Here is a 19,182-nt window from a genome sequence, read left to right on the forward strand (position 1 = left end):
TTATAGTAACTTGCCGGTTTGCAAAGCGGTTTGCAGCACCTGTACTTTAAACCTGGGTTTATAGCAATAGCCCGCCAGTTGTTTTACCCACGTACGCTTATAGCCAAACATGGTTTTGAGGATACGTACCCTGGTAGAGCCTTTTGGATAACCATATTTGTACCAGCTGAATTTTGAATTGTCGATGCAGAAATGTTCAGCAAATTCCGCCAGGAATAATTCCACTTCTATAGCAACAATATCCAGGTCCAGATCTACACTTGTATCGGTATCGAGGCTGTCAGGTTCAATGCGCTGTACTTTGTATTTGCTGCAATAATCAACAATGGATTGTTTTAACCGGGGGTCGATCTGCTCCATACAATGCCTTATAGTCGCTTAAAAGACACCATTTTTATCGCGGCGTTGCAGTATTAAATATTATAAATTCTGCAAAACCAAAAGTGGCCGCAATCAGCTGTAAAAAATTACACCTCTTTAGCTAACAAACACAGATCTACCGGCTGTTTCAAAATACCGAACGATTTGGGGATGTTCAGTGGAATCACCTCGCCCGTTTTATGGTAACCGCGGCGCGTGTACCAGTTTAGCAACTCTACACGCGTAGTGATTACCGTCATGATGATGGTGTGGTAATCAATGCTCCTGGCGTAGTCCTCGGCCGCCTGTAATAGTTGCCTGCCCAGGCCATTAGCTTGTAACAGCGGCGATACAGTTAACAGACCGAGGTAGAGCCTTTTGCCGCGTTTTTGCAGGTAAACACAGCCGGTAATCTCACCATCGTCATTGGTATTTTTCAGGATCACAGCGTTGGGGTCTTCCAATTGCAGGGTCAGGTTCTCTTCGTCTATCCGCTGCCCGTCTATTAAATTAGCCTCAGTGGTCCAGCCCTTTTTGGACGATTCGCCACGATAAGCGCTGTTGATCAAATTGACAAGTTGCGGTACGTCGGTAATGGTAGCGGGAGTAATGGCCATGCTGCAAATGTAAAAATATTGGCCTGAATTAAAGGGCTTTCAGATCTTCCCGAACCGGGCTGAATATATCTATCAGCTTGCAATCGGTAATTGCTTTGCCGCTATGAGGTATATTAGGAGGGATCACCGCGAACAGGCCTGCATCCAGGATCTGCGGTACGCCGTTCACCGTAAGCTCAAATTGCCCCTCGATGATAAAGGCACACTGCTCGTGGATGTGCGTATGATAGGGCGATACACAGCCGGCTTTAACCTCGATAAAATTGATTGTGTTATTTACCGTATGAATTAGCTTGGAGTGGTATCCCGGGGCTATCTCTTTTGTTTGAATGTCTTTAAAATAACGAAATATTGAGGTATCCATGTTGATGCGGTTGGAAATTTAAATTTACAAAATTGTAAGAACATTACTATTCCAGGGTGGTTGGATATTAGAAACATATTTCTCAAATGATCAGATCCGTTTTCATCCTGTTTTTGCTCTTGTCGTTTGCAGGGGTGGGCTATGGGCAATCTGTAAAAAACGTTGGTTGGTTTTTTAATTCTAACACCCACAAAATTTCAAATAAATTTGATTTGCTAACCGATGTACAGTTACGAAGTGCCGACCGCTTTGCCTACCTTAATACGCTGCTGCTGCGCGGTGCTTTAAGTTACAATATTACCGGTAAGCATTCGGTCGCTTTTGGCTACGCTTATAAAGGCGATTGGGAACATGAGAATGGCGAACGCACCTACTCGCCCGAGAACCGCATTTACGAACAATACTTGTACGATTTTAAAGCAGGTAAGGTAGAAATAAACGCCCGCTTTCGCCTGGAGCAGCGTTTTGTAAAGGAAGAAGGCTCAACCAATTTCTCTCAGCGTGCCCGGGCGTTCATTAGCGCGCAGATCCCGCTTGTTGCAGATACCGGGTTTACTAAAGGAGTTTATACCGGCATTCAGAACGAGATTTTTTTAAATGTACAGCATAAAGACAATGTAAATAACAGCACGTTTGATCAGAACAGGTCTTTTGTGTCGTTAGGGTACAGGTTCAATAAACTCATCGATGCAGAATTTGGTTATATGTACTGGTATCAGAAAGAGGAAGATACCAATAGCAAATCTAATGTATGGCAGCTGATGTTAACCACTAAGTTTTAAGGTGGAAGGCGGACACAGCGAAGTGTTCCCCGGCTTATATAAATTAGTAAAAGCCAATCTGAGCAAGCGCTTATACTCAATAAAAAGAGACTACCCAACAATGTATTTACTTCCCGGCAGGTAACTAAGCAGCTTTATCAGCAGGTATGTGACGATAAAGGTACTTACCGCCAGTATCGGTATTACCAGTACCGCCTCATGCAGCCAGTTATTAATAATCGGGAATAATTGGTTTAATACTAAAATATGCGCCAGGTACATTCCGTAGGTTAGTGCCGACACTTTTGCAACAAAGCTTTCTGTAGCAGCACTTTTAAAAGAAAGTAAACTAAACATCAGGAACAACCCGGTAGCCATAAACGCTACATTAATAGTTGGGAACGCCCAAGAAAGCTCTAATTCGGGGAGATCTTTAGCTAATGGCATCTGGTGGGCAAAAACGAGGTTGGTAACTGTATACCCTATGATAACCATCACTAATCCGGTAATAAAAGCAGTGGCTTTGCTCAATCGAACATATTCTTTAATGTAATGTCCCAGCACCAGGTATCCTATGTAGCCGGAAAAATAGTATCCGGCGGGATACTTGTTCCAGAAAACTTCGCCCCACAGATCGGGCTGCACCGTTTTTATGTAAGGGATAAAGAGAGTAATTATCCAAATGATGAGGAAAAATTGTTTGAACTGTTTGGATGCGGTAACGATCCAGGGTGAAATTACCGGGATAAACAGGTAAACACCGATAAGCATGTAAACAAACCAAAGGTGGCCGGCGCTATCAGTAAAAGTAAGAGGGATAATATACAGGCTGCGCCACATTTGAGCTGTTGTGATGGTACCAAGCAGGTACGGTACTATCGCATACATTACCGACCATATTAAGAACGGTATCAGGATACGGCTAAATCGGCGTTTATAAAAAACGCCCGGTGTTTCTTTTATTGGCAGTAATAAATAGCCGGATATCATAACGAAAAGCGGGACACACGCCCGCATAAAACTGCCATAATTATTTACCCAAACATGGTTCTCGCGAATGATGCTGCCACCTGCGCCAATGTAAAAAAACTCGCCCGAGTGCACTGTAAGCACCATCAGGCAGGCAAATATGCGCAATGCATTAAGGTATGCAGTAGGGCTCGGTTTAAAACTGGTGGTATCGATTGGCATAGGGTTAATAAGTTGGTGGCGTAATTTATACAATCCGAAGGTAAATTATATACCGAAAATAAAACTTAGCTTCGGATACGTCGTTTTAACTGGATAGCTACCTTTACTGATATGGCATTTATAGATTACTATAAGATTTTAGGCGTTGATAAGAACGCATCCGAAAAAGATATAAAGAACGCTTATCGCAAACTGGCGCGCAAACACCACCCGGACCTTAACCCTAACAATGCGGAGGCCGAGCGCCTGTTTAAGCAGGCCAACGAAGCCAATGAAGTGCTGAGCGACCCCGAAAAGCGTAAGAAATATGATAAGTATGGTGAAAACTGGCAACACGGTGAAGCTTACGAACAGCAGCAACGCGCACAGAGCCAGCAGCGCAGTTATGGCGGTGGCCAAAGTCAGGGCGGCGGCGGATTTGATTTTGGCGGCGGTGGCGGCGATTTTTCCGAATTTTTCAACTCAATGTTTGGTGGTGGCCCACCCGGTGGCGGTGGCAGGCAACAGCGTTACCGCGGGCAGGATATGAATGCACAACTGCAAGTAAGCCTGCGTGATATCATGGAGTCTAAAAAGCAAACCATTACCGTTAACGGCAAAAACATCAGGCTCACTATCCCGGCTGGTATAGCCAACGGGCAAACCATTAAAATTGCAGGGCATGGCGGTGCAGGGGCAAACGGCGCACCTGCAGGCGACCTTTACATTGAGTTTTCGGTACCAGAAGATCCGGAATTCAAAAGGGTAGGGAACGACCTGTACAAAACCATTAACCTTGACCTTTACACTGCTGTATTAGGTGGCGAGATAACAGCGGATACACTTACCGGCAAAGTAAAGCTTAAAGTGACAGCAGGCACGCAAAATAACACAAAGGTTAAACTGAAAGGTAAAGGAGTACCGGTTTATAAAAAGGCCGAACAGTTTGGCGACCTTTACCTTACCTATAATATTCAATTGCCAACGGAGCTAACTGATAAGCAGCGGCAATTATTTGAAGAATTAGCTAAATCCTGATAAAAACGTTAAACCTATGAGAACAGATAATTTAATAACCGTCAGTGATTTTTGTGTGTTTCATAATGTGGAGTACACGTTTGTTGATTACCTGGCAGATGCGGGCCTGGTGAAGGTTACAGCGGTCAATCAAATCAATTGTATCCCCATAGATGAAATTCAGAAATTAGAACGCCTTGTGCGGTTGCATAATGAACTGGATATTAACGAACCTGGCGTAGCAACCATAAATAACCTGCTGCAAAAGCTGGAAGATATGGAGCACGAAATGAGCTATTTACGCAGCAAGTTAAGCCTGTACGAGGGCTAGTATTCTAAAAAATGGTAAGTTTTATTTAAACCATGGCATTAAATATGTGTCATAGCTATAAGAAACAGGAGTTAGTAACTAAAAACTTTTACCATGAAACTGATTAAATTTTGATAATAGCACTCGTTTTAACAATTTCCGCACAGTTTGCAAATGCACAGGTTAGGGTAGGCGTGGGTATCCATATCGGCGACCCTTATCCTTATCGCCGGGTTGTTTATGAACCAGCACCGGTTTACTACCCGCAGCCGGTTTATTATCCCCGCGCTGCATATTATCCACGCACTGTAGTTTATAGAGGTGGTTACCGCAGGGCTTACTATGGCCGCCCCGCTTATTACCCTGGCGGTGGTTTTCGCCCTGGCTTTAGGGGCCGTGGTTTTGAGCACGGTCGCGGTGGTTTCGGCCATGGTCATGGTGGTTTTGGCCATGGTCGCGGCAGATACTAAAATTGTTGAATAAATATATTGTAAAAGCCCTTTAGCGAAAGTTAAAGGGCTTTTTTGTTAAATATAAATTGAAATAAACAACGTAGCAATCTGTTAGGATGTGCAGCAATTACGCATCTTTGTAGGATTATTTCTGCGTTATCCGGCAGCTATAGTTAATAATTAATTTAGTTACTTCTTCAAAAAGCCGTTTAAAGCTTGTTGGGTAAATTCTGATAATACCAACTCCCCGCTAATGGCAGCACGTTCTGCTAAAAGTTCGTCCCAGTTTTCGGTGCCTTCCCAAAGGATCTGTTTAAGGCCCAGCAGGGCTTCCGGGTGATATGAGGCCAGTTTGATTGTTAGCGATGTTAAAGCTTCGTCTAAATCGGCTATATCGGCATAAACTTCATTGTATAGGCCCTTATCCTGCGCCCACCTGGCTGATTGAAAGTCGACCGCACAAATAGTTAATTGTGAAAAGGCAGGCAACCCAATTTTACGGGTAACTGCGGGCGAAATAACAAAAGGCCCTATTCCGATAGCCAGTTCACTTAATTTGATCGAGGCGGCTTCGGTAGCCAGGCAATAATCTGCTGCGGCTGCCAGTCCAACGCCACCACCCACGGCCTTACCTTGTATGCGTGCAATGATTATTTTCGGCGATTTTCGGCAAGCGTTGATCACATTAGCAAAGCCCGAAAAGAATACGGCCCCGGCTTGCTTGTCTTTGATCTGCAGTAACTCGTCAAAACTTGCACCGGCACAAAAGGTGCGGTCACCTTCGCTTTTTAACACGATTACACGCGTTAACGGATGTTTGCCGGCTTGGGTTATAACATCAGTAAGTTGCTGCAGCAAATTTGCTGGCAATGAGTTTTGCGCAGGGTGATAAAAGCTGATGGTTGCAACACCATCGCTGCTATGGGTAAGCGTAACGTGTCCGTTTGGGCTATCGGTCATAAGTTTGTCGGAGAAGGTATTGTGCCAATATCAACAAATTTATATTGTTAGCCATGAAATTTATTTATTGCTTAAACCAGCGGCAGAACAAAATAAAATGTTGATCCTTTGCCCGGTTCGCTTTCTACGCCTATGGCGCCGTTGTGGTTTTTAACAATTTCCTGGGATATGTAAAGCCCCATACCCAGCCCGCTGGTCATGTTCTGCTTGTCTTCTACCCGGTAAAAGCGTTCAAAGATCTTGCTTTTCTGATCGGCTGAAAGGCCAATTCCGAAATCGGTAACCGCCACACGCACCTTGTCGCTTTGTTGTACAGCGGCAATGTTGACTTCGCGGTTAGTGGGCGAATATTTAACCGCGTTATTGATAAGGTTCATTAACACCTGCTCTAACCGCTCCTGGTTGCCTGATACGGTAAAGCCGGGTTGCAGCTCCACATTGAATTTAAAATTTGGATGCGCGTGGTAAGCATTCTCCACGCAAATATTAACCAGGTTAGCAATATCAACCTCACCAATGGCGTATTGGAGGCGACCGGCTTTGATCTTGCTTACGTCCAGCAGGTCGTTGATAAGGCTTTGCAATTTGTTGATAGATACGGTAGCCTTGGTGATATACTGTTTTACCACCGGGGGTAATTCTTCTTTTTTATAAGCGGCAATAAGCTGCACATAACCTTTCAAGCTGGTTAATGGCGTTTTAAGTTCATGGCTGGCAATACCGATGAATTCGTCTTTACGCTCCATCTCTTTTTTTTGCTCTTCGATATCCGTAGCCGTACCCACCCAAAAAATTATATCACCGGCGTCGTTTTTAAGCGGTTTAGACCGGTTTAAGTGCCAGCGGTAAACACCGTCATGGCGTTTGTAGCGGTTCTCTACCTCAAAAAGGTCGCCGGTTTGCAGGGAGTGATTGTACTGGTTTAATGTATCGGCTAAATCATCCGGATGCACAAGCATCTCCCATTTCACCTCGTGATCGTCATCGAGCGTAAGCCCGGTATAGTCAAACCATCTTTGATTATAGGATATGAACTCGCCGGTGGGCAAGTTGGTCCAGGTCATCTGGTCGATGTTGTTGGTAAGCAAACGGAAGTGTTCCCTGCTGATCACCAGGTCATGCGTACGTTCACGCACCGTTGCTTCCAGGCTATCGTTAAGTTTTTCGGTGGCGGCGTGGGCAGCAACTAACTCCGTATTACGTACCTGTAGCTGGCGCTCGGTATCTTTTAAAACGGTAAGGTCGGTTATTATGATACTTAAGGCAGGGCCGTGGTCAAGCTCAATGGCATTGCATGAAAAAAGACAGTGCATATCCTTACCGGCACCATCTTTCAGCAACAGTTCATCGCGGCATTCCTCTTTCCAACTGCTATGGATGATCTGCTCTAACTTTGCTTTAGAAGCTTCGGGTACAAAAGATTCCAGCGGCTGTCCAATAGTTTTTTCGAGTGAGGTAGCCGCCATACTGGCAAAACGGGTATTGCAGTACAAAATAATACCGTTATGATTAATGGTAACCGCACCCTCACTCATTTTCTCAATAAAAACACGGTAAGTCTGGTCGGCAGTTTTAAGTGTGAACAACTGGTGGCCGCTTTCATCCTTAACTACCAGGGCGTCTACCTGGCCTGTGCGGATGGCATTGATCGTATCATGCGCTTCCTCTAACTGGATCCGCAGTTCTTCAATTTCGCTTAACAAGCTGCTATTTGAATTTTGCTGTTCCATATTAGCTATTAATAAGGCCTAATCCCTTTAAAACTTTCTGTGTATCGCTCATATCACCAATCAGGCGCCTTTCGGGCGAGGGTGTGCGTTTGATAAGCAGGGGCAGGGCGACTACATTTTCATGCTCGGCCAGTTCTTTTTGCTGGTGGATATCTATGATCTCCAGTTCGTAACGGCCGGCCAGATACTGCTCGCAAATGGCTTTGAGGTTTTCAACGGCACGTATGGAGTTGGGCGACGCGCCGATTATAAACAGGCGCAGGTGGTAAACCGCTGCTTCGTTTTCGTACCCTTCTAAAAACCCTTCAGTATCGGCCATAGTAAGTTATACAGTTAAGCCGGTCTAATGTTCAGTCCTACAAGTACCTTTTCTTCGTTGCTTAAATCGCCAATGATCTTTCTTATAGGCTCGGGCACTTTGCGCACCAGCGTCGGTATCGCCAGTATCTGGTCGCCCTCAGCAAGTTGTGGCTGCTCCAGCAGGTCAATTACCTCTATGCGGTACTCTCCTTTCAGGTGTTCTTCGCAATATTTTTTAAGATTAGCCAAAGCCGTGACAGATTTCGGGGTTTTGCCGGCCACGTACAATCTCAATTCCCATTTTTTATCAGGTTCGTTCATTTTTGTCCTCTTTTTCCGCGCTTTTGTTCTTCAGGTTTTTGTGTATCCTCTGCCGCCCCGCCCCTTCTTAATTTAGTAATCACTTCGCGGTTTTTAGCTAAAATTTGTTTCTTTAACTCTTCTTCCAGGTATACCTTGTTCAACTCCTCTTCAACAGATTCGTATTCGGTGTTCAGGCTGTCAATTTTTGCTTCCAGTACTTTGCGTTTGCGCAGTATCTCGCGGTCTTTACGGCTCATGGCCTGTGTGCGGATAGCTTCGCTTGTTTCTTCCATCAGTGCCTGTTGTTTACGGGCCGATCCGGTAAGCACCCCGTCAGGGCCCAGGTAAACATCAACCAGGGTTAAGCCGGCATCCGTAATAATAAATTCCCGCACCTGGTTGGAGTGTTTCATTCCGCGCGATTTCATCACGTACAAGCCCCGGTTACGTTCGCCGTTAAATTCGATGTCACGTACCAGTATCCAGGCATCAACCAATGATGATACGCCCTCGTCTGTCTGCTCGTTAACAATGGTGTTGAGGGATAACGCCGTAAACATTACAGAGATCTGTTCCTGCTGAAGGAAATCGATCATCCGCACCAGCATGTTTTTAACTTCGCTTACAGAGCCTATATTGATGAAATTGGTGATAGGATCTATGATCACTACATCCGGCTGGTATTTTTTTATGCACTTATGCATCGCTACCAGGTGCATTTCCAACCCGTATAGATTAGGCCTTGACGCATTAAAGTACAGCAAGCCTGAGTCGACGTGTTTTTGGAGATCCATACCTATCGAGCGCATGTTGCGTACTATCTGTGCAGGCGACTCTTCCATAGCGAAGTACACACATTTTTCGCCCCGGCTGCAGGTTTCGTTCGCGAAAGATGCTGCAAGGCTGGTTTTACCCGTACCTGCAGTGCCCGATACTAATACACTTCCGCCACGATAAAGGCCCTTACCGCCCAACATATCATCCAACGCAGCAATTCCGGTAGAGAGGCGATCTGTAGATGCCCGGCTTGTCATTTTAAGCGACGTAACCGGTAGTACAGAGATACCTTCCTCATCTATCAGGAAAGGGTACTCGTTTGTGCCATGCACTGTACCGCGATATTTGATAATGCGTAAACGACGGGTCGAGATCTGGTTAATGACACGATGATCTAATAGTATCACACAGTCAGATACGTACTCTTCCAGCCCCTGGCGGGTTAATGATGTACCTTCACCGCGCTCACCGGTTATTATAGCTGTAACACCTTTTTCTTTTAACCAGCCAAATAGTCTGCGTAATTCGGTTCGCAATACAGCAAGTTTATCCAGGCCGGCAAATAAATTTTCCAGCGTATCTAATACAACACGTTTTGCACCAATGCTGTCAATAGCGTAGCCCAGCCGAATAAACAATCCTTCCAGATCATACTCGCCGGTTTCTTCAATCTCGCTGCGGTCAATATGAACGTGATCTATGCGTATCTTTTTCTCGTCTTGTAATTTTTTAAGGTCGAAACCTAGTGATGCGACGTTGGCAGTCAGTTCATCGCTTTTTTCTTCAAAAGCAACAAACACGCCCGGCTCGTTATACTCAACAGCGCCGCGTACAATAAATTCTATCGACATCAGGGTTTTACCGCAACCCGCCTCACCACATATAAGTGTTGGCCTGCCGGTTGGTAAGCCGCCTTCGGTAATCTCATCTAAACCATTAATGCCGGTGAGCGTCTTCGGCAATGTTGGATAGGGCGGTCTGGCAATTATGTTTTTTGGCGATTTGCTCATTCAATCAGGGGATGTTAATCAAAAGTTTCATAAAAGTATCAATTATATTTTGGCAGGCAATATAAATTACCGGCTTATATACTAAATACCCGCTGTAGTTGTAATGTTTTAATGGAAAATTATTATCGGATAACCTTGCAAAATTGTAATTGTTTGGCATTTACCAATTTGTTAACAGTGCGGGCATTAGTAATCTTGATTGAAAAGCATTGGCTTTAATTGCCGCCCTTTCTTTTAGTATGGAATACCGCTATAAAATTTGCGCGATTTGTTTGTAATAGTATATCGTAAAATGCGCGGTAATGTTTAGTTTTGCTATTTACAGCGCATTCCCCCTAAGATGCCAAATATTAAACTTAATTTTTGGCCCCCTAATGGATAACAGTAGTTACCAAACCTATTTAGCGAATAATCAAATTTTTCAGGTACTGATAGAAGAATCGGTTTCACCTATAGGGCTTTATGTAGGCCGTGACATGGTGATCAAAGTGGCTAACAAAGCTATATTGGAAGTTTGGGACAAAGACGAATCCGTCGTGGGCAAAACCTTTAGAGAGGCTTTACCAGAGCTGGAGGGGCAGCCATTTTTCAACTTGCTGGATAAGGTTTTTACCACCGGCGTGCCGTACGAGGCGCATGGCGAACGTGTAGACTTGTTTGTGAACGGCCGGATGCAAACCTTTTATTTCAACTTTACTTATAAGCCACTTAAAACCGAAACCGGCGAGGTATGGGGCATTATGAATACCGCTTCAGACGTTACGGAACTGGTACTTACACGCCTTAAACTATCTGAAACAGAAGAACGGACCCGCTTTTCGCTGCAATCTGCCGGGTTGGGTACCTGGGACCTTGACCCCGTTAATGACGTGGTTGTTTGGGATGACCGTTGCAGGCAACTTTACGGCTTTAGCCAGGGCGAAGATGTAACTTCCTATAAGAACGTTTTAAAATACATCCATCCCGATGACCGCGAACGGATAGATATAACCGTGCAGCAATCACTGACCCCCGAACTGGGTGGTTTTTATGACAGCGAGTTTCGTACTGTTGGCGCGCAGGATGGTAAGCTGCGGTGGCTGCGCTGCCGGGGTAAAGCCTATTTTGATGACAAAGGCCGCTGCGTGCGTTTTGCCGGTACCGCGCTGGATATTACTGATGATGTGCTTAACCGCGAGGAACAGCGCAAACTGATCACGCTGATAGAGCATACGTCTGATTTTGTAAGCCTGAGCGATGTAGATGGCAACGTTACCTACATCAACAGCGCCGGCCGCGAGATGCTGGGGCTGGAACAGGGCGAAATTAACCGCCATAATAGTGAATTTTTGATGCCTGCCGAACTTGGTAAGCTTAACAATAACATCAATAAGACTTTATTTAAGGATGGCCGATGGAGTGGTGAAGTTGTTTACCGACACTTTAAAACGGGTGAATCCATACCCGTATCGGGCACAACCATGATGGTTTATGACGCGCTAACAAAAAAACCGCAGGGTAGGGCAACCATTGCGCGCGACCTGAGGCCCGAACTGGCTAACCGACGGGCTTTGATAGATAGCGAGCATTTACTTCAAAATATTACGAGCGCATCGCCAACGGCACTTTGGATGAGCGATGCGCAGGGCATGATTACCTATGCTAACAAAACCTGGCAGGACTGGACAGGCCAAACCCCTCAGGAAACCTTGGGTACCGGCTGGCTGGCGTGCATTATGGAAGAGGACCTTGAGCATGCAGCAAAGAAATTCCTGCATGACCTGGGCAGGCGCATTCCCTATAGAGTAGAGTTTAGGCTACGTGGCAAAGATGGAGGTATACGCTGGTGCATTGCCACCGGCAACCCGCAATATAATACCGATGGCTCTTTTGCCGGCTATGTAGGTGCCTGTACAGATGTTACCGAAACTACCCGGATAGATATGGAGCTCCAGTTAAAGAACAGGGAGTTGAACGATCAGATAAATCAGTTTGAGTTTGTTACTGATTTTATGCCGGTACAGCTTTGGACGGCTACAGTAAACGGTGACCTGGACTATGTGAACCAGCGTACGGTAGAATTTTTTGGCCTGCCCGCTAATGAAATTGCCAGCCCTAAATGGCTGGACAATATCCACCCGGACGACAGGCAAGGCTGTGCGGATGCCTGGGCGGCCGCAATATCTTCGGGTAACATTTATCAGTTTGAATTCAGGCTGCGTGACAAACACGGCAATTATAAATGGCATTTAACGCGCGCCCTGCCGTTTGTTAACGATGGCGTTATCATCAAATGGTTTGGTACCAATACCGATATTGATGAGCAGAAACAGTTGCAGCGCCAAAAAGACGACTTTTTGGGTATAGCCAGCCATGAGCTTAAAACACCGGTTACCAGTATTAAAGCCTATGCACAGGTACTGGGCGCCATGCTTAGCAAAGAGGGTGAAGAAAAAAAGGCCGCCATGGTCGAAAAAATGGATGCACAGCTTAATCGCCTTACCAACCTTATCGGCGATCTGCTGGATGTTACCAAGATCAACTCGGGCCGTATCCAGTTCAATAAAAGCTGGTTTGATTTTAACACAGCCGTGCAGGAAAATGTGCAGGATCTACAGCATACAACCAACAAACACATCCTGGTGATGGATTTTAAAGAAACCGGGCGCATATATTCTGACAAAGACCGTATTGGCCAGGTGATCACTAATTTGGTAACTAATGCTATCAAATATTCGCCTCACACTAACCGCATTATCATCAGTACCGAAAAAGAGGGGAATGAGGTAACCGTGTGTGTGCAGGATTTCGGTATCGGTATACCGGATGATAAGAAGGAAAAGGTGTTTGAACAATTCTATCGCGTAAGCGGCAGTAAGCAGCACACATTCCCCGGATTGGGGTTGGGATTGTACATCAGTAATGAAATTATAAGACGCGAAGGCGGAAAAATGTGGGTAAACAGCGTTGAAGGAAAAGGGTCTACTTTTTGCTTTACGTTGCCTGTAAGCCTGGATAATATTGCAGAGAGTAAATAAGTTAAACCGGAATTAAACGTAGCGGTAGTTAACGTGTCGAACTACATAGAAAGATGAAGCAAAAAAAGATAATGATAGCGGACGATGATCCGGGGATTGTGGATGCTGTGGAGATGCTGCTTGAATTTGAAGGTTACCATGTAACCAGCACGGTAGACGGATCGACCGTATTGGACATGAAAGACCAACTGCCCGATTTGCTGCTGTTGGATATTTGGATGAGCGGCGAAGATGGCAGGGATATCTGCAAAAAACTTAAAAGCGCAACCATCACTAAAAATATTCCCGTGATCATGATCTCGGCAAGCCGCGACATCAAGCAATCGGCAATGGATGCCGGTGCAGATGATTTTTTAGCCAAACCGTTCGAAATGGACGAATTAATAAAAAAAATAGAGAGCTTAACGCATTAAAGCGCTGTTTTCGAGGTCCCTTTAATAACAGACCCCTAAAAAATTACGACTCTTTTTCCTTAAACACCACCTTGTGCTGGTCCTCGCTTCTCCAGGGCTCATAATTTAACCCGGGTGTTAGCCAGTATAACAGTATTACCCGCGAGTAACGGTAATTAAACGGCGACAGGATAAAAACCACCGCCATCAGTACAGCTACGTATAGCCACGGCGAATTGGAACCCGTAAGTACATGCGTAGCAACCGCAAACGTCACCATTTCGGCTACGTTAAAAGCATAGCTTACAAACATAGCCACATACCAGTAGCCGGGTTCACGCTCGTAGGTGAGCCCGCAGTGCGAGCAACGCTCATGCATTTTTTGACCGCTAAAGCTGTACGTTGGGGTTGAGTATATATCACCTCGGCGACAACGGGGGCATTTGGCCTGTACAATGCCTTGCAACGCCGAGATTGGTTTATAGGGTTTAGTGTTATCGGTTGTCATGGTTTAATGTGTTTTTGCGGAAATCATCCGGGGTTTGGCCGGTGTATTTTTTAAAAAATTTGGTAAAGTACGAGTTGTCGGCGAAATTGAGTTTGGCGGCTATAGTAGCAATGCTTAGCTCCAGGTTTACCAGCAGGCGTTTAGCTTCTAGAACCACGCGGTTACGTATCACCTCGCCGGCAGATATACCCAGCATATCATTACAAAGGGCGTTTAAGTGATTAGGCGTAATATATAACAACGCTGCATAGTCTTTAGGTAGCTTTAGATTTACAAAATTCTGATCCACCAGTTTTCTGAAACTTTGCAGCAGCGTATAGTTGTAAGTGGGTAATGCTGATTGGCCAATTGCCGGACTTTGCCTTGCCACAAGAATGAACAACTGCAGCATTAGTGCCCTAATCAAATCCATCCCCAACTTGTTTGGTACGGCAGTTTCTGTAAGTAGCTGTTCAAACAACTGGCATATAGCAGGGATGCTTTCTGCCTTCAGGTCAATAACTTCATCATCCACGTTGCCCGTAAAAAAAGGAAGTTTGTCCAGATAATCCGGCCGCAATAAAAACGACTGGAAAAATGACCCTGAAAAATTGATGATATAACCATCTGCTGTGCCTTCAAAGTTCCAACGGTGTACCTGCCCGGGTGTCATAAAGTAGATCTGATAGGGCTTTACAGGGAAAGTTTTAAAATCGATAGAGTGGCTGCCGCTTCCCTGCGTAAAAAATACCACATGGTAAAAAGTATGCTTGTGTGGCAGGCTAAGGTTCTGGTGTTTTTGCAGATAAGGGGCAAACCGGCTCACCAACAAATCTTCGTGCTGATGGTCGGACAATGCGCAAATATCATATACCGGGAACGCCTTTTTCATTACACAACAAATGTACGCAACTAATAGCCGCTGTAATGGTGTATAACCTAGTGGTTATGGTGTTTTTTACCGATTGTAGCAAAGTATAAAAATTTGCGGCAGATGCATTTTGTTGGTATAAATACTTATTTTCACCATTCTAATAAGTAATAATGCAAAAGCCCGATAGCTTAATTTTTGATATGGACGGTACCCTTTGGGATGCCGTTGATACTTACGCACACTCCTGGAACGTTGTTTTCGAAAGCTTAGGCATCGATAAAACCATTGAACGCGATAGCCTGGCGGGAATGGTTGGCTGGGAGGGTAAAAAGGTAATTGAAGTATTAATGCCCGAGTTTGAGCCCGAGCGCCGGGTAGAAATTTACGCTATGGTAAATGAACGCCGCCACTCGCTTATTACAGAAAAAGGCGGAATTTTATATGAAGGTGTAAGGGAAGGGCTGCAGTTGCTTGCTCAAAGGTATCCGCTATTTATTTTGAGTAACTGCGCCAAAGGTATCATCCGTCGGTTTATTGATTGGGCTGGCATTGATGAACATATTACCGATGAAATTGCTTACGGGATCAATTTTATGCCCAAGCAGCATAATATTAAGTTGCTGATGGATAAACATGCTTTGCAAAACCCTGTTTATATTGGCGATACCGCCGGCGATGGCGAGCAAAGCCGCCTTGCAGGCATCCCGTTTGTATTTGTAAGCTACGGATTTGGTACAACCGATGATTACGACGTTAAATTTGATGATTTTACCAGCCTGACCAACTATTTTTTAAACTTATAACTACTTAATGCGTTAGTTGATTGTACAAACACCCATCAACATGAAAACACGCGTTTTACCTATTGTTTTAATTGTGCTGCTGCTGGTAATTACCGGTGTAGTTTATTACCGCTATTACTTTGTGTTTGGCGAAGGCGTTAAGGCCGGCACCATGAATTACTTTGTTAAAAAAGGCAATATCTTTAAAACTTACGAGGGCAGGCTTATCCAGACAGGTATCAGGTCGCAAACGCAGGGAAATATACAGTCTAACGAATTTATGTTTTCCGTTACTGACGAAAAAGTTGCCGATAAGCTTAACCACAGCGCCGGTGCATTGCTCGATCTGCATTATAAAGAATATAAACATACCCTTCCGTGGCGCGGGGTTAGCGTGTTTGTAGTAGATAGTGTAATGTCGGCCACGCCGGTTACACCAACGGCGCCATAAATAACGTTTAATGCAAAATGAATTTTTCGATTAACAAAAAAGGCGCAATATTCTCGCCTTTTTTGTTAGTGATATTTCTTAAAATAATTCATCTGCCTTGCCCGAATTAGGGGTAAGGATCTTGCTCAGGTTGTATTGCCTTTCGGCTTCGTCATCACCTTTTATCAGCCCTTTATTAAATAGGTGCTCCAGTATCTCGCGGGCATGCTGCTCATGTTTAGCTAAATCAGTAGCAGGTTCCAGTTCGGCCAGTTCTCCGGCTACTTCCGGTGCAGTAGCATACTCTAACTGGGCAAGTGCGTAAACTACATTGTCCTGTAAAGAAGCGTCCGCATCATATTTATGCGGTACATGCAGCGGTTTGTATTCTTCCAAAAAATCCTGGTCGGGGCTATCCATAATTATGCTGCTGATTGTTTAGATGAATCGCGTAACGCCTTGATGGCATCATGCGCCATTTTTAAACCATTCATATGGTTGGTTAGTAAGGTAAGCACCTTATCGTCTTCCCAAATCAACTCTTTGTCTTCCATTGCTTTACGATATGCACTTTTAGCCACATCCTCGCCGTACTCGCAATCAGACAAAACCGAATGTATATCCTTTTTGGTAAAGGCCGATTTTACATCCATCCAGGTATGGTAAAACTTACCGGCCAGGGTGGTACCATCTGCAGGCGAACCGCCCAACAGATGAATATAATCGTTAAGCTCATTTACATAGCCTTTACTTTGATCTGCATAGCCTTCGAAGATGCTGGTCAACGAGTTGTCGGTTATGCCCTCCAAAGCCTTTTGATAACCGGTGATCCGGTCGTTATTTATTTTGATCAGATCGTTCAATGCCGAGATCTGGTGTTGAATGTGTTGTAAAGTTCCCATTTTAGTAATTATAAATTAGATTGTTTCTGCTACTATATAATGGCAACAAGGTACTTTGGTTAAATGTTTTAATTTTGGCGAAAATACTCCGGTCTTACTAATCGTCTAATAAGGATTCACAACAAGAGAATTTACTAATCAAATAGCTCTTGCTCTTCGGTATAGTAAGTTTTTCGGCTGGCCTTTTTGATCAGGATATCTTTACCTGTAGGGCTCTTTTTCTTTTTAGCGTTATGGATCAGCATAAAATCACGAATCTCGCCTGCTATGATATCCGGGTCAGATTTTACGATCTCTTCTTCGGCATGTTTCAATACCGACCGGATGGCTTTCAGCAAATCTTCTACTTTATCTTCGGGAATCTTATTACCGGCTGAAAAAGGCGAGATGCGTGCTTCCCATAATATTTCGTCGGCATAGGCGTTTCCAATTCCGCGGATAATCTTTTGATCAAGTAACACTGTTTTCACAGCGGTTTTTGTTTTGCCCAGCTTTTGCTTAAGATAAGTAATATTGGCTTCGTCTGCATCAGGCACATCTGTTTCAGCCGGGTTCAAGGTTGGCTTGGCAGCACCCTGAAAATCGGTTAACACCAGGCCGGTATCATCTGTAAACAGGATGTCGATTACTGGGTATTTATTATCGCTCTTGCCTCCATATAAAAAAAGTTTCCCATGAAGCATCAGGTGCAGGGCTAATACATCGCCCTTGCTGAATTGTATGTAAAGCTCCTTGCCATCACGGTAAACCTTAGTTAATCTTTGGCCGTGCAGTGTATCCTGCAATTCCTGATGGGTTACGTTTAGTTTAGGCGCTTTGTGCACGGTAATGGCTTTAACCGTTTTATCGGCCAGTTTTTTATTGAGGTTGCGGGCAAAAACCTGCAGGTCTGGAAATTCGGGCATGGCGTATACTAAAGTTTACAATGTAATAAGCTTGTGTTAAATCAAACAATAATATTTGTTAAAAGTTATTAAGCAATTGATACTTTTTGCCACAGGTTTAAAGTTATCACCTATTAATACAATCACACATGCCATTTATAGCAGCAGTAGCAAAGATAGACTTGCCCAACCGCGTCCCGCAACAGGATGTTAAAGAACAGGCACGCAATTTATTTTCAAAAGATTTCCCGCAGGTAGACAGGCTGATCCAGGCGTTCGACAATACAGGTATCACCACACGTAACTTTGCCAAGCCCATTAGTTATTACGCCGAAGACACATCTTTTAAAGACCGTAATGACGAATATATCCGCCTCTCGCTGCAGCACTCGGTACAGGCCGCCGGCGATGCTATTGCAAAAGCAGGTATTAGCAAAGATGATATTACAGATATCCTGTTTGTATCAACCACGGGGTTGGCAACGCCAAGTATAGATGCTTTGATCATCAACGAGATGCACCTTAACCCGCACGTAAACCGTACACCTGTTTGGGGCCTGGGTTGTGCCGGAGGAGTGGCCGGTATAGCAAAAGCTAATATAGCTGCAAAAGCTAACCCTAATGCAGTGGTGCTGCTGGTAGCGGTAGAACTGTGTTCGCTAACGCTGATCAAAAGCGATTACAGCAAAAGTAATTTTATAGGCTCCAGCCTCTTTTCTGATGGGGTGGTAGCCGGTATCATTAAGGGAGATAACCACGCCCGACCTGACACACAGCTAAATATCATAGCTAATAGCAGCAAACTTTATTATGATTCGTTAGATGTGATGGGCTGGCAGTTTCAGGAAGATGGGTTTAAGGTGGTGTTCTCTAAAGATATACCTACATTTATCCATACCAACATCAGCGCGGATATCGAGGATTTTTTAGATAAGCAAGGCTTAGCGTTAAGGGATATCAAAAACTTTATTTTTCATCCGGGCGGTACAAAAGTGCTTGATGCTTATGTAGACGCACTGAAAGTTGAAGGCGATTTTCTGAGCAATACCCGTCGGGTAATGACCGATAATGGCAATATGAGCAGTGTAACTGTGCTATATGTTTTGGAACGTTTCATAAGCCAGGGCTTTACAGAGGGTTATGGATTAATGTTGGCTATGGGGCCGGGCTTTAGCAGCGAGATGGTGCTTTTAGACATGAAAAATTAAATCTTTACCATGACCTTTATCCTTTTTATTAGTTTTTTGATCATTCAGCGGCTGAGCGAATTGTTGGTCGCCTCG

General features: G+C 44.5%; 23 protein-coding genes. 9 read left to right on the top strand and 14 right to left on the bottom strand.

Going from position 1 to position 19,182, the window contains the following annotated elements:
* From ACE5CV_RS17365 to ACE5CV_RS17375, 3 genes are all read right to left on the bottom strand, one after another.
* Nucleotides 1-360 carry a DUF1493 family protein gene (locus tag ACE5CV_RS17365; protein WP_374951462.1) on the bottom strand — a complete coding sequence of 120 codons (360 nt, stop codon included), beginning with the start codon at nucleotides 358-360 and terminating at the stop codon, nucleotides 1-3.
* A gap of 107 nt (nucleotides 361-467) precedes the next feature.
* Nucleotides 468-977, bottom strand: a complete 510-nt coding sequence (locus ACE5CV_RS17370; RefSeq protein ID WP_374951463.1) for a GNAT family N-acetyltransferase — start codon at nucleotides 975-977, stop codon at nucleotides 468-470.
* A 28-nt stretch (nucleotides 978-1,005) separates the two neighbouring features.
* The gene (locus ACE5CV_RS17375) at nucleotides 1,006-1,341 is read right to left on the bottom strand and encodes a cupin domain-containing protein (protein ID WP_374951464.1); all 336 of its coding nucleotides are present in this window, start codon (nucleotides 1,339-1,341) and stop codon (nucleotides 1,006-1,008) included.
* Between the two features lie 86 nt (nucleotides 1,342-1,427).
* On the opposite strand from ACE5CV_RS17375, the gene ACE5CV_RS17380 reads away from it, so the two are divergent.
* Nucleotides 1,428-2,123 (top strand): DUF2490 domain-containing protein, encoded by a 696-nt coding sequence (locus tag ACE5CV_RS17380; RefSeq protein ID WP_374951465.1) that lies wholly within the window; start codon nucleotides 1,428-1,430, stop codon nucleotides 2,121-2,123.
* A gap of 90 nt (nucleotides 2,124-2,213) precedes the next feature.
* Here ACE5CV_RS17380 and ACE5CV_RS17385 read toward each other — a convergent pair whose 3' ends face one another.
* Nucleotides 2,214-3,293 carry an acyltransferase gene (locus ACE5CV_RS17385; protein WP_374951466.1) on the bottom strand — a complete coding sequence of 360 codons (1,080 nt, stop codon included), beginning with the start codon at nucleotides 3,291-3,293 and terminating at the stop codon, nucleotides 2,214-2,216.
* Between the two features lie 111 nt (nucleotides 3,294-3,404).
* Between ACE5CV_RS17385 and ACE5CV_RS17390 the strand changes: the two genes are divergently transcribed.
* From ACE5CV_RS17390 to ACE5CV_RS17400, 3 genes are all read left to right on the top strand, one after another.
* Entirely contained in the window at nucleotides 3,405-4,310 is a 906-nt protein-coding gene (locus ACE5CV_RS17390) for a DnaJ C-terminal domain-containing protein (protein WP_374951467.1), read from the top strand.
* A 16-nt stretch (nucleotides 4,311-4,326) separates the two neighbouring features.
* Nucleotides 4,327-4,620 carry a chaperone modulator CbpM gene (locus tag ACE5CV_RS17395; protein ID WP_374951468.1) on the top strand — a complete coding sequence of 98 codons (294 nt, stop codon included), beginning with the start codon at nucleotides 4,327-4,329 and terminating at the stop codon, nucleotides 4,618-4,620.
* A 110-nt stretch (nucleotides 4,621-4,730) separates the two neighbouring features.
* The gene (locus ACE5CV_RS17400; RefSeq protein ID WP_374951469.1) at nucleotides 4,731-5,069 is read left to right on the top strand and encodes a hypothetical protein; all 339 of its coding nucleotides are present in this window, start codon (nucleotides 4,731-4,733) and stop codon (nucleotides 5,067-5,069) included.
* A gap of 171 nt (nucleotides 5,070-5,240) precedes the next feature.
* On the opposite strand, the gene ACE5CV_RS17405 is transcribed toward ACE5CV_RS17400, so the two are convergent.
* The 5 genes from ACE5CV_RS17405 to kaiC all read right to left on the bottom strand — a co-directional run bounded on the left by ACE5CV_RS17405 (nucleotide 5,241) and on the right by kaiC (nucleotide 10,131).
* Nucleotides 5,241-6,011, bottom strand: a complete 771-nt coding sequence (locus tag ACE5CV_RS17405) for an enoyl-CoA hydratase/isomerase family protein (protein ID WP_374951470.1) — start codon at nucleotides 6,009-6,011, stop codon at nucleotides 5,241-5,243.
* 71 nt (nucleotides 6,012-6,082) lie between these two features.
* Complete coding sequence (locus ACE5CV_RS17410) at nucleotides 6,083-7,741, bottom strand: ATP-binding protein (RefSeq protein ID WP_374951471.1); 1,659 nt, start codon at nucleotides 7,739-7,741, stop codon at nucleotides 6,083-6,085.
* 1 nt (nucleotide 7,742) lies between these two features.
* Nucleotides 7,743-8,060, bottom strand: a complete 318-nt coding sequence (locus ACE5CV_RS17415) for a circadian clock KaiB family protein (protein WP_374951472.1) — start codon at nucleotides 8,058-8,060, stop codon at nucleotides 7,743-7,745.
* 14 nt (nucleotides 8,061-8,074) lie between these two features.
* Complete coding sequence (locus ACE5CV_RS17420; RefSeq protein WP_374951473.1) at nucleotides 8,075-8,362, bottom strand: circadian clock KaiB family protein; 288 nt, start codon at nucleotides 8,360-8,362, stop codon at nucleotides 8,075-8,077.
* Entirely contained in the window at nucleotides 8,359-10,131 is a 1,773-nt protein-coding gene (gene kaiC / locus ACE5CV_RS17425) for a circadian clock protein KaiC (RefSeq protein WP_374951474.1), read from the bottom strand. The genes ACE5CV_RS17420 and kaiC overlap by 4 nt, the downstream gene beginning before the upstream one ends.
* 374 nt (nucleotides 10,132-10,505) lie before the next feature.
* Here kaiC and ACE5CV_RS17430 point away from each other — a divergent pair, with 374 nt between their 5' ends.
* Together ACE5CV_RS17430 and ACE5CV_RS17435 are read left to right on the top strand one after the other, a co-directional pair.
* Nucleotides 10,506-13,148 (top strand): PAS domain-containing protein, encoded by a 2,643-nt coding sequence (locus ACE5CV_RS17430; RefSeq protein ID WP_374951475.1) that lies wholly within the window; start codon nucleotides 10,506-10,508, stop codon nucleotides 13,146-13,148.
* Nucleotides 13,149-13,201: 53 nt separating this feature from the next.
* Nucleotides 13,202-13,561 carry a response regulator transcription factor gene (locus ACE5CV_RS17435; protein WP_374951476.1) on the top strand — a complete coding sequence of 120 codons (360 nt, stop codon included), beginning with the start codon at nucleotides 13,202-13,204 and terminating at the stop codon, nucleotides 13,559-13,561.
* Between the two features lie 43 nt (nucleotides 13,562-13,604).
* Here the strand turns inward: ACE5CV_RS17435 and ACE5CV_RS17440 are convergent, their stop codons facing one another.
* Complete coding sequence (locus ACE5CV_RS17440) at nucleotides 13,605-14,048, bottom strand: DUF983 domain-containing protein (protein WP_374951477.1); 444 nt, start codon at nucleotides 14,046-14,048, stop codon at nucleotides 13,605-13,607.
* The gene (locus tag ACE5CV_RS17445) at nucleotides 14,035-14,919 is read right to left on the bottom strand and encodes a helix-turn-helix domain-containing protein (protein ID WP_374951478.1); all 885 of its coding nucleotides are present in this window, start codon (nucleotides 14,917-14,919) and stop codon (nucleotides 14,035-14,037) included. The genes ACE5CV_RS17440 and ACE5CV_RS17445 overlap by 14 nt, the downstream gene beginning before the upstream one ends.
* A 152-nt stretch (nucleotides 14,920-15,071) precedes the next feature.
* Between ACE5CV_RS17445 and ACE5CV_RS17450 the strand changes: the two genes are divergently transcribed.
* The gene (locus ACE5CV_RS17450) at nucleotides 15,072-15,704 is read left to right on the top strand and encodes an HAD family hydrolase (protein WP_374951479.1); all 633 of its coding nucleotides are present in this window, start codon (nucleotides 15,072-15,074) and stop codon (nucleotides 15,702-15,704) included.
* Between the two features lie 40 nt (nucleotides 15,705-15,744).
* On the top strand, nucleotides 15,745-16,134 hold the full coding sequence (locus ACE5CV_RS17455; RefSeq protein ID WP_374951480.1) for a hypothetical protein: 390 nt from the start codon (nucleotides 15,745-15,747) through the stop codon (nucleotides 16,132-16,134).
* A 78-nt stretch (nucleotides 16,135-16,212) separates the two neighbouring features.
* Here the strand turns inward: ACE5CV_RS17455 and ACE5CV_RS17460 are convergent, their stop codons facing one another.
* The 3 genes from ACE5CV_RS17460 to ACE5CV_RS17470 form a co-directional block, all read right to left on the bottom strand.
* A complete protein-coding gene (locus ACE5CV_RS17460; RefSeq protein ID WP_374951481.1) occupies nucleotides 16,213-16,533 on the bottom strand; it encodes a hypothetical protein in 321 nt (106 codons plus the stop codon).
* A 2-nt stretch (nucleotides 16,534-16,535) separates the two neighbouring features.
* A complete protein-coding gene (locus tag ACE5CV_RS17465; RefSeq protein ID WP_374951482.1) occupies nucleotides 16,536-17,015 on the bottom strand; it encodes a PA2169 family four-helix-bundle protein in 480 nt (159 codons plus the stop codon).
* A gap of 134 nt (nucleotides 17,016-17,149) precedes the next feature.
* Entirely contained in the window at nucleotides 17,150-17,920 is a 771-nt protein-coding gene (locus ACE5CV_RS17470) for a DNA-formamidopyrimidine glycosylase family protein (protein WP_374951483.1), read from the bottom strand.
* A 128-nt stretch (nucleotides 17,921-18,048) separates the two neighbouring features.
* Here ACE5CV_RS17470 and ACE5CV_RS17475 point away from each other — a divergent pair, with 128 nt between their 5' ends.
* On the top strand, nucleotides 18,049-19,107 hold the full coding sequence (locus ACE5CV_RS17475; RefSeq protein ID WP_374951484.1) for a type III polyketide synthase: 1,059 nt from the start codon (nucleotides 18,049-18,051) through the stop codon (nucleotides 19,105-19,107).
* Nucleotides 19,108-19,182: the final 75 nt, after the last annotated feature.

Source organism: Mucilaginibacter sp. (assembly GCF_964263795.1).
In the GTDB taxonomy this organism is placed as follows: domain Bacteria; phylum Bacteroidota; class Bacteroidia; order Sphingobacteriales; family Sphingobacteriaceae; genus Mucilaginibacter.

What these genes read in the sequence shown, in the direction of transcription:
- ACE5CV_RS17365 (WP_374951462.1), bottom strand. Translation starts at nt 360, where the DNA reads ATGGAGCAGATCGACCCCCGGTTAAAACAATCCATTGTTGATTATTGC.
- ACE5CV_RS17370 (WP_374951463.1), bottom strand. Translation starts at nt 977, where the DNA reads ATGGCCATTACTCCCGCTACCATTACCGACGTACCGCAACTTGTCAAT.
- ACE5CV_RS17375 (WP_374951464.1), bottom strand. Translation starts at nt 1,341, where the DNA reads ATGGATACCTCAATATTTCGTTATTTTAAAGACATTCAAACAAAAGAG.
- ACE5CV_RS17380 (WP_374951465.1), top strand. Translation starts at nt 1,428, where the DNA reads ATGATCAGATCCGTTTTCATCCTGTTTTTGCTCTTGTCGTTTGCAGGG.
- ACE5CV_RS17385 (WP_374951466.1), bottom strand. Translation starts at nt 3,293, where the DNA reads ATGCCAATCGATACCACCAGTTTTAAACCGAGCCCTACTGCATACCTT.
- ACE5CV_RS17390 (WP_374951467.1), top strand. Translation starts at nt 3,405, where the DNA reads ATGGCATTTATAGATTACTATAAGATTTTAGGCGTTGATAAGAACGCA.
- ACE5CV_RS17395 (WP_374951468.1), top strand. Translation starts at nt 4,327, where the DNA reads ATGAGAACAGATAATTTAATAACCGTCAGTGATTTTTGTGTGTTTCAT.
- ACE5CV_RS17405 (WP_374951470.1), bottom strand. Translation starts at nt 6,011, where the DNA reads ATGACCGATAGCCCAAACGGACACGTTACGCTTACCCATAGCAGCGAT.
- ACE5CV_RS17410 (WP_374951471.1), bottom strand. Translation starts at nt 7,741, where the DNA reads ATGGAACAGCAAAATTCAAATAGCAGCTTGTTAAGCGAAATTGAAGAA.
- ACE5CV_RS17415 (WP_374951472.1), bottom strand. Translation starts at nt 8,060, where the DNA reads ATGGCCGATACTGAAGGGTTTTTAGAAGGGTACGAAAACGAAGCAGCG.
- ACE5CV_RS17420 (WP_374951473.1), bottom strand. Translation starts at nt 8,362, where the DNA reads ATGAACGAACCTGATAAAAAATGGGAATTGAGATTGTACGTGGCCGGC.
- kaiC (WP_374951474.1), bottom strand. Translation starts at nt 10,131, where the DNA reads ATGAGCAAATCGCCAAAAAACATAATTGCCAGACCGCCCTATCCAACA.
- ACE5CV_RS17430 (WP_374951475.1), top strand. Translation starts at nt 10,506, where the DNA reads ATGGATAACAGTAGTTACCAAACCTATTTAGCGAATAATCAAATTTTT.
- ACE5CV_RS17435 (WP_374951476.1), top strand. Translation starts at nt 13,202, where the DNA reads ATGAAGCAAAAAAAGATAATGATAGCGGACGATGATCCGGGGATTGTG.
- ACE5CV_RS17440 (WP_374951477.1), bottom strand. Translation starts at nt 14,048, where the DNA reads ATGACAACCGATAACACTAAACCCTATAAACCAATCTCGGCGTTGCAA.
- ACE5CV_RS17445 (WP_374951478.1), bottom strand. Translation starts at nt 14,919, where the DNA reads ATGAAAAAGGCGTTCCCGGTATATGATATTTGCGCATTGTCCGACCAT.
- ACE5CV_RS17450 (WP_374951479.1), top strand. Translation starts at nt 15,072, where the DNA reads ATGCAAAAGCCCGATAGCTTAATTTTTGATATGGACGGTACCCTTTGG.
- ACE5CV_RS17455 (WP_374951480.1), top strand. Translation starts at nt 15,745, where the DNA reads ATGAAAACACGCGTTTTACCTATTGTTTTAATTGTGCTGCTGCTGGTA.
- ACE5CV_RS17460 (WP_374951481.1), bottom strand. Translation starts at nt 16,533, where the DNA reads ATGGATAGCCCCGACCAGGATTTTTTGGAAGAATACAAACCGCTGCAT.
- ACE5CV_RS17465 (WP_374951482.1), bottom strand. Translation starts at nt 17,015, where the DNA reads ATGGGAACTTTACAACACATTCAACACCAGATCTCGGCATTGAACGAT.
- ACE5CV_RS17470 (WP_374951483.1), bottom strand. Translation starts at nt 17,920, where the DNA reads ATGCCCGAATTTCCAGACCTGCAGGTTTTTGCCCGCAACCTCAATAAA.
- ACE5CV_RS17475 (WP_374951484.1), top strand. Translation starts at nt 18,049, where the DNA reads ATGCCATTTATAGCAGCAGTAGCAAAGATAGACTTGCCCAACCGCGTC.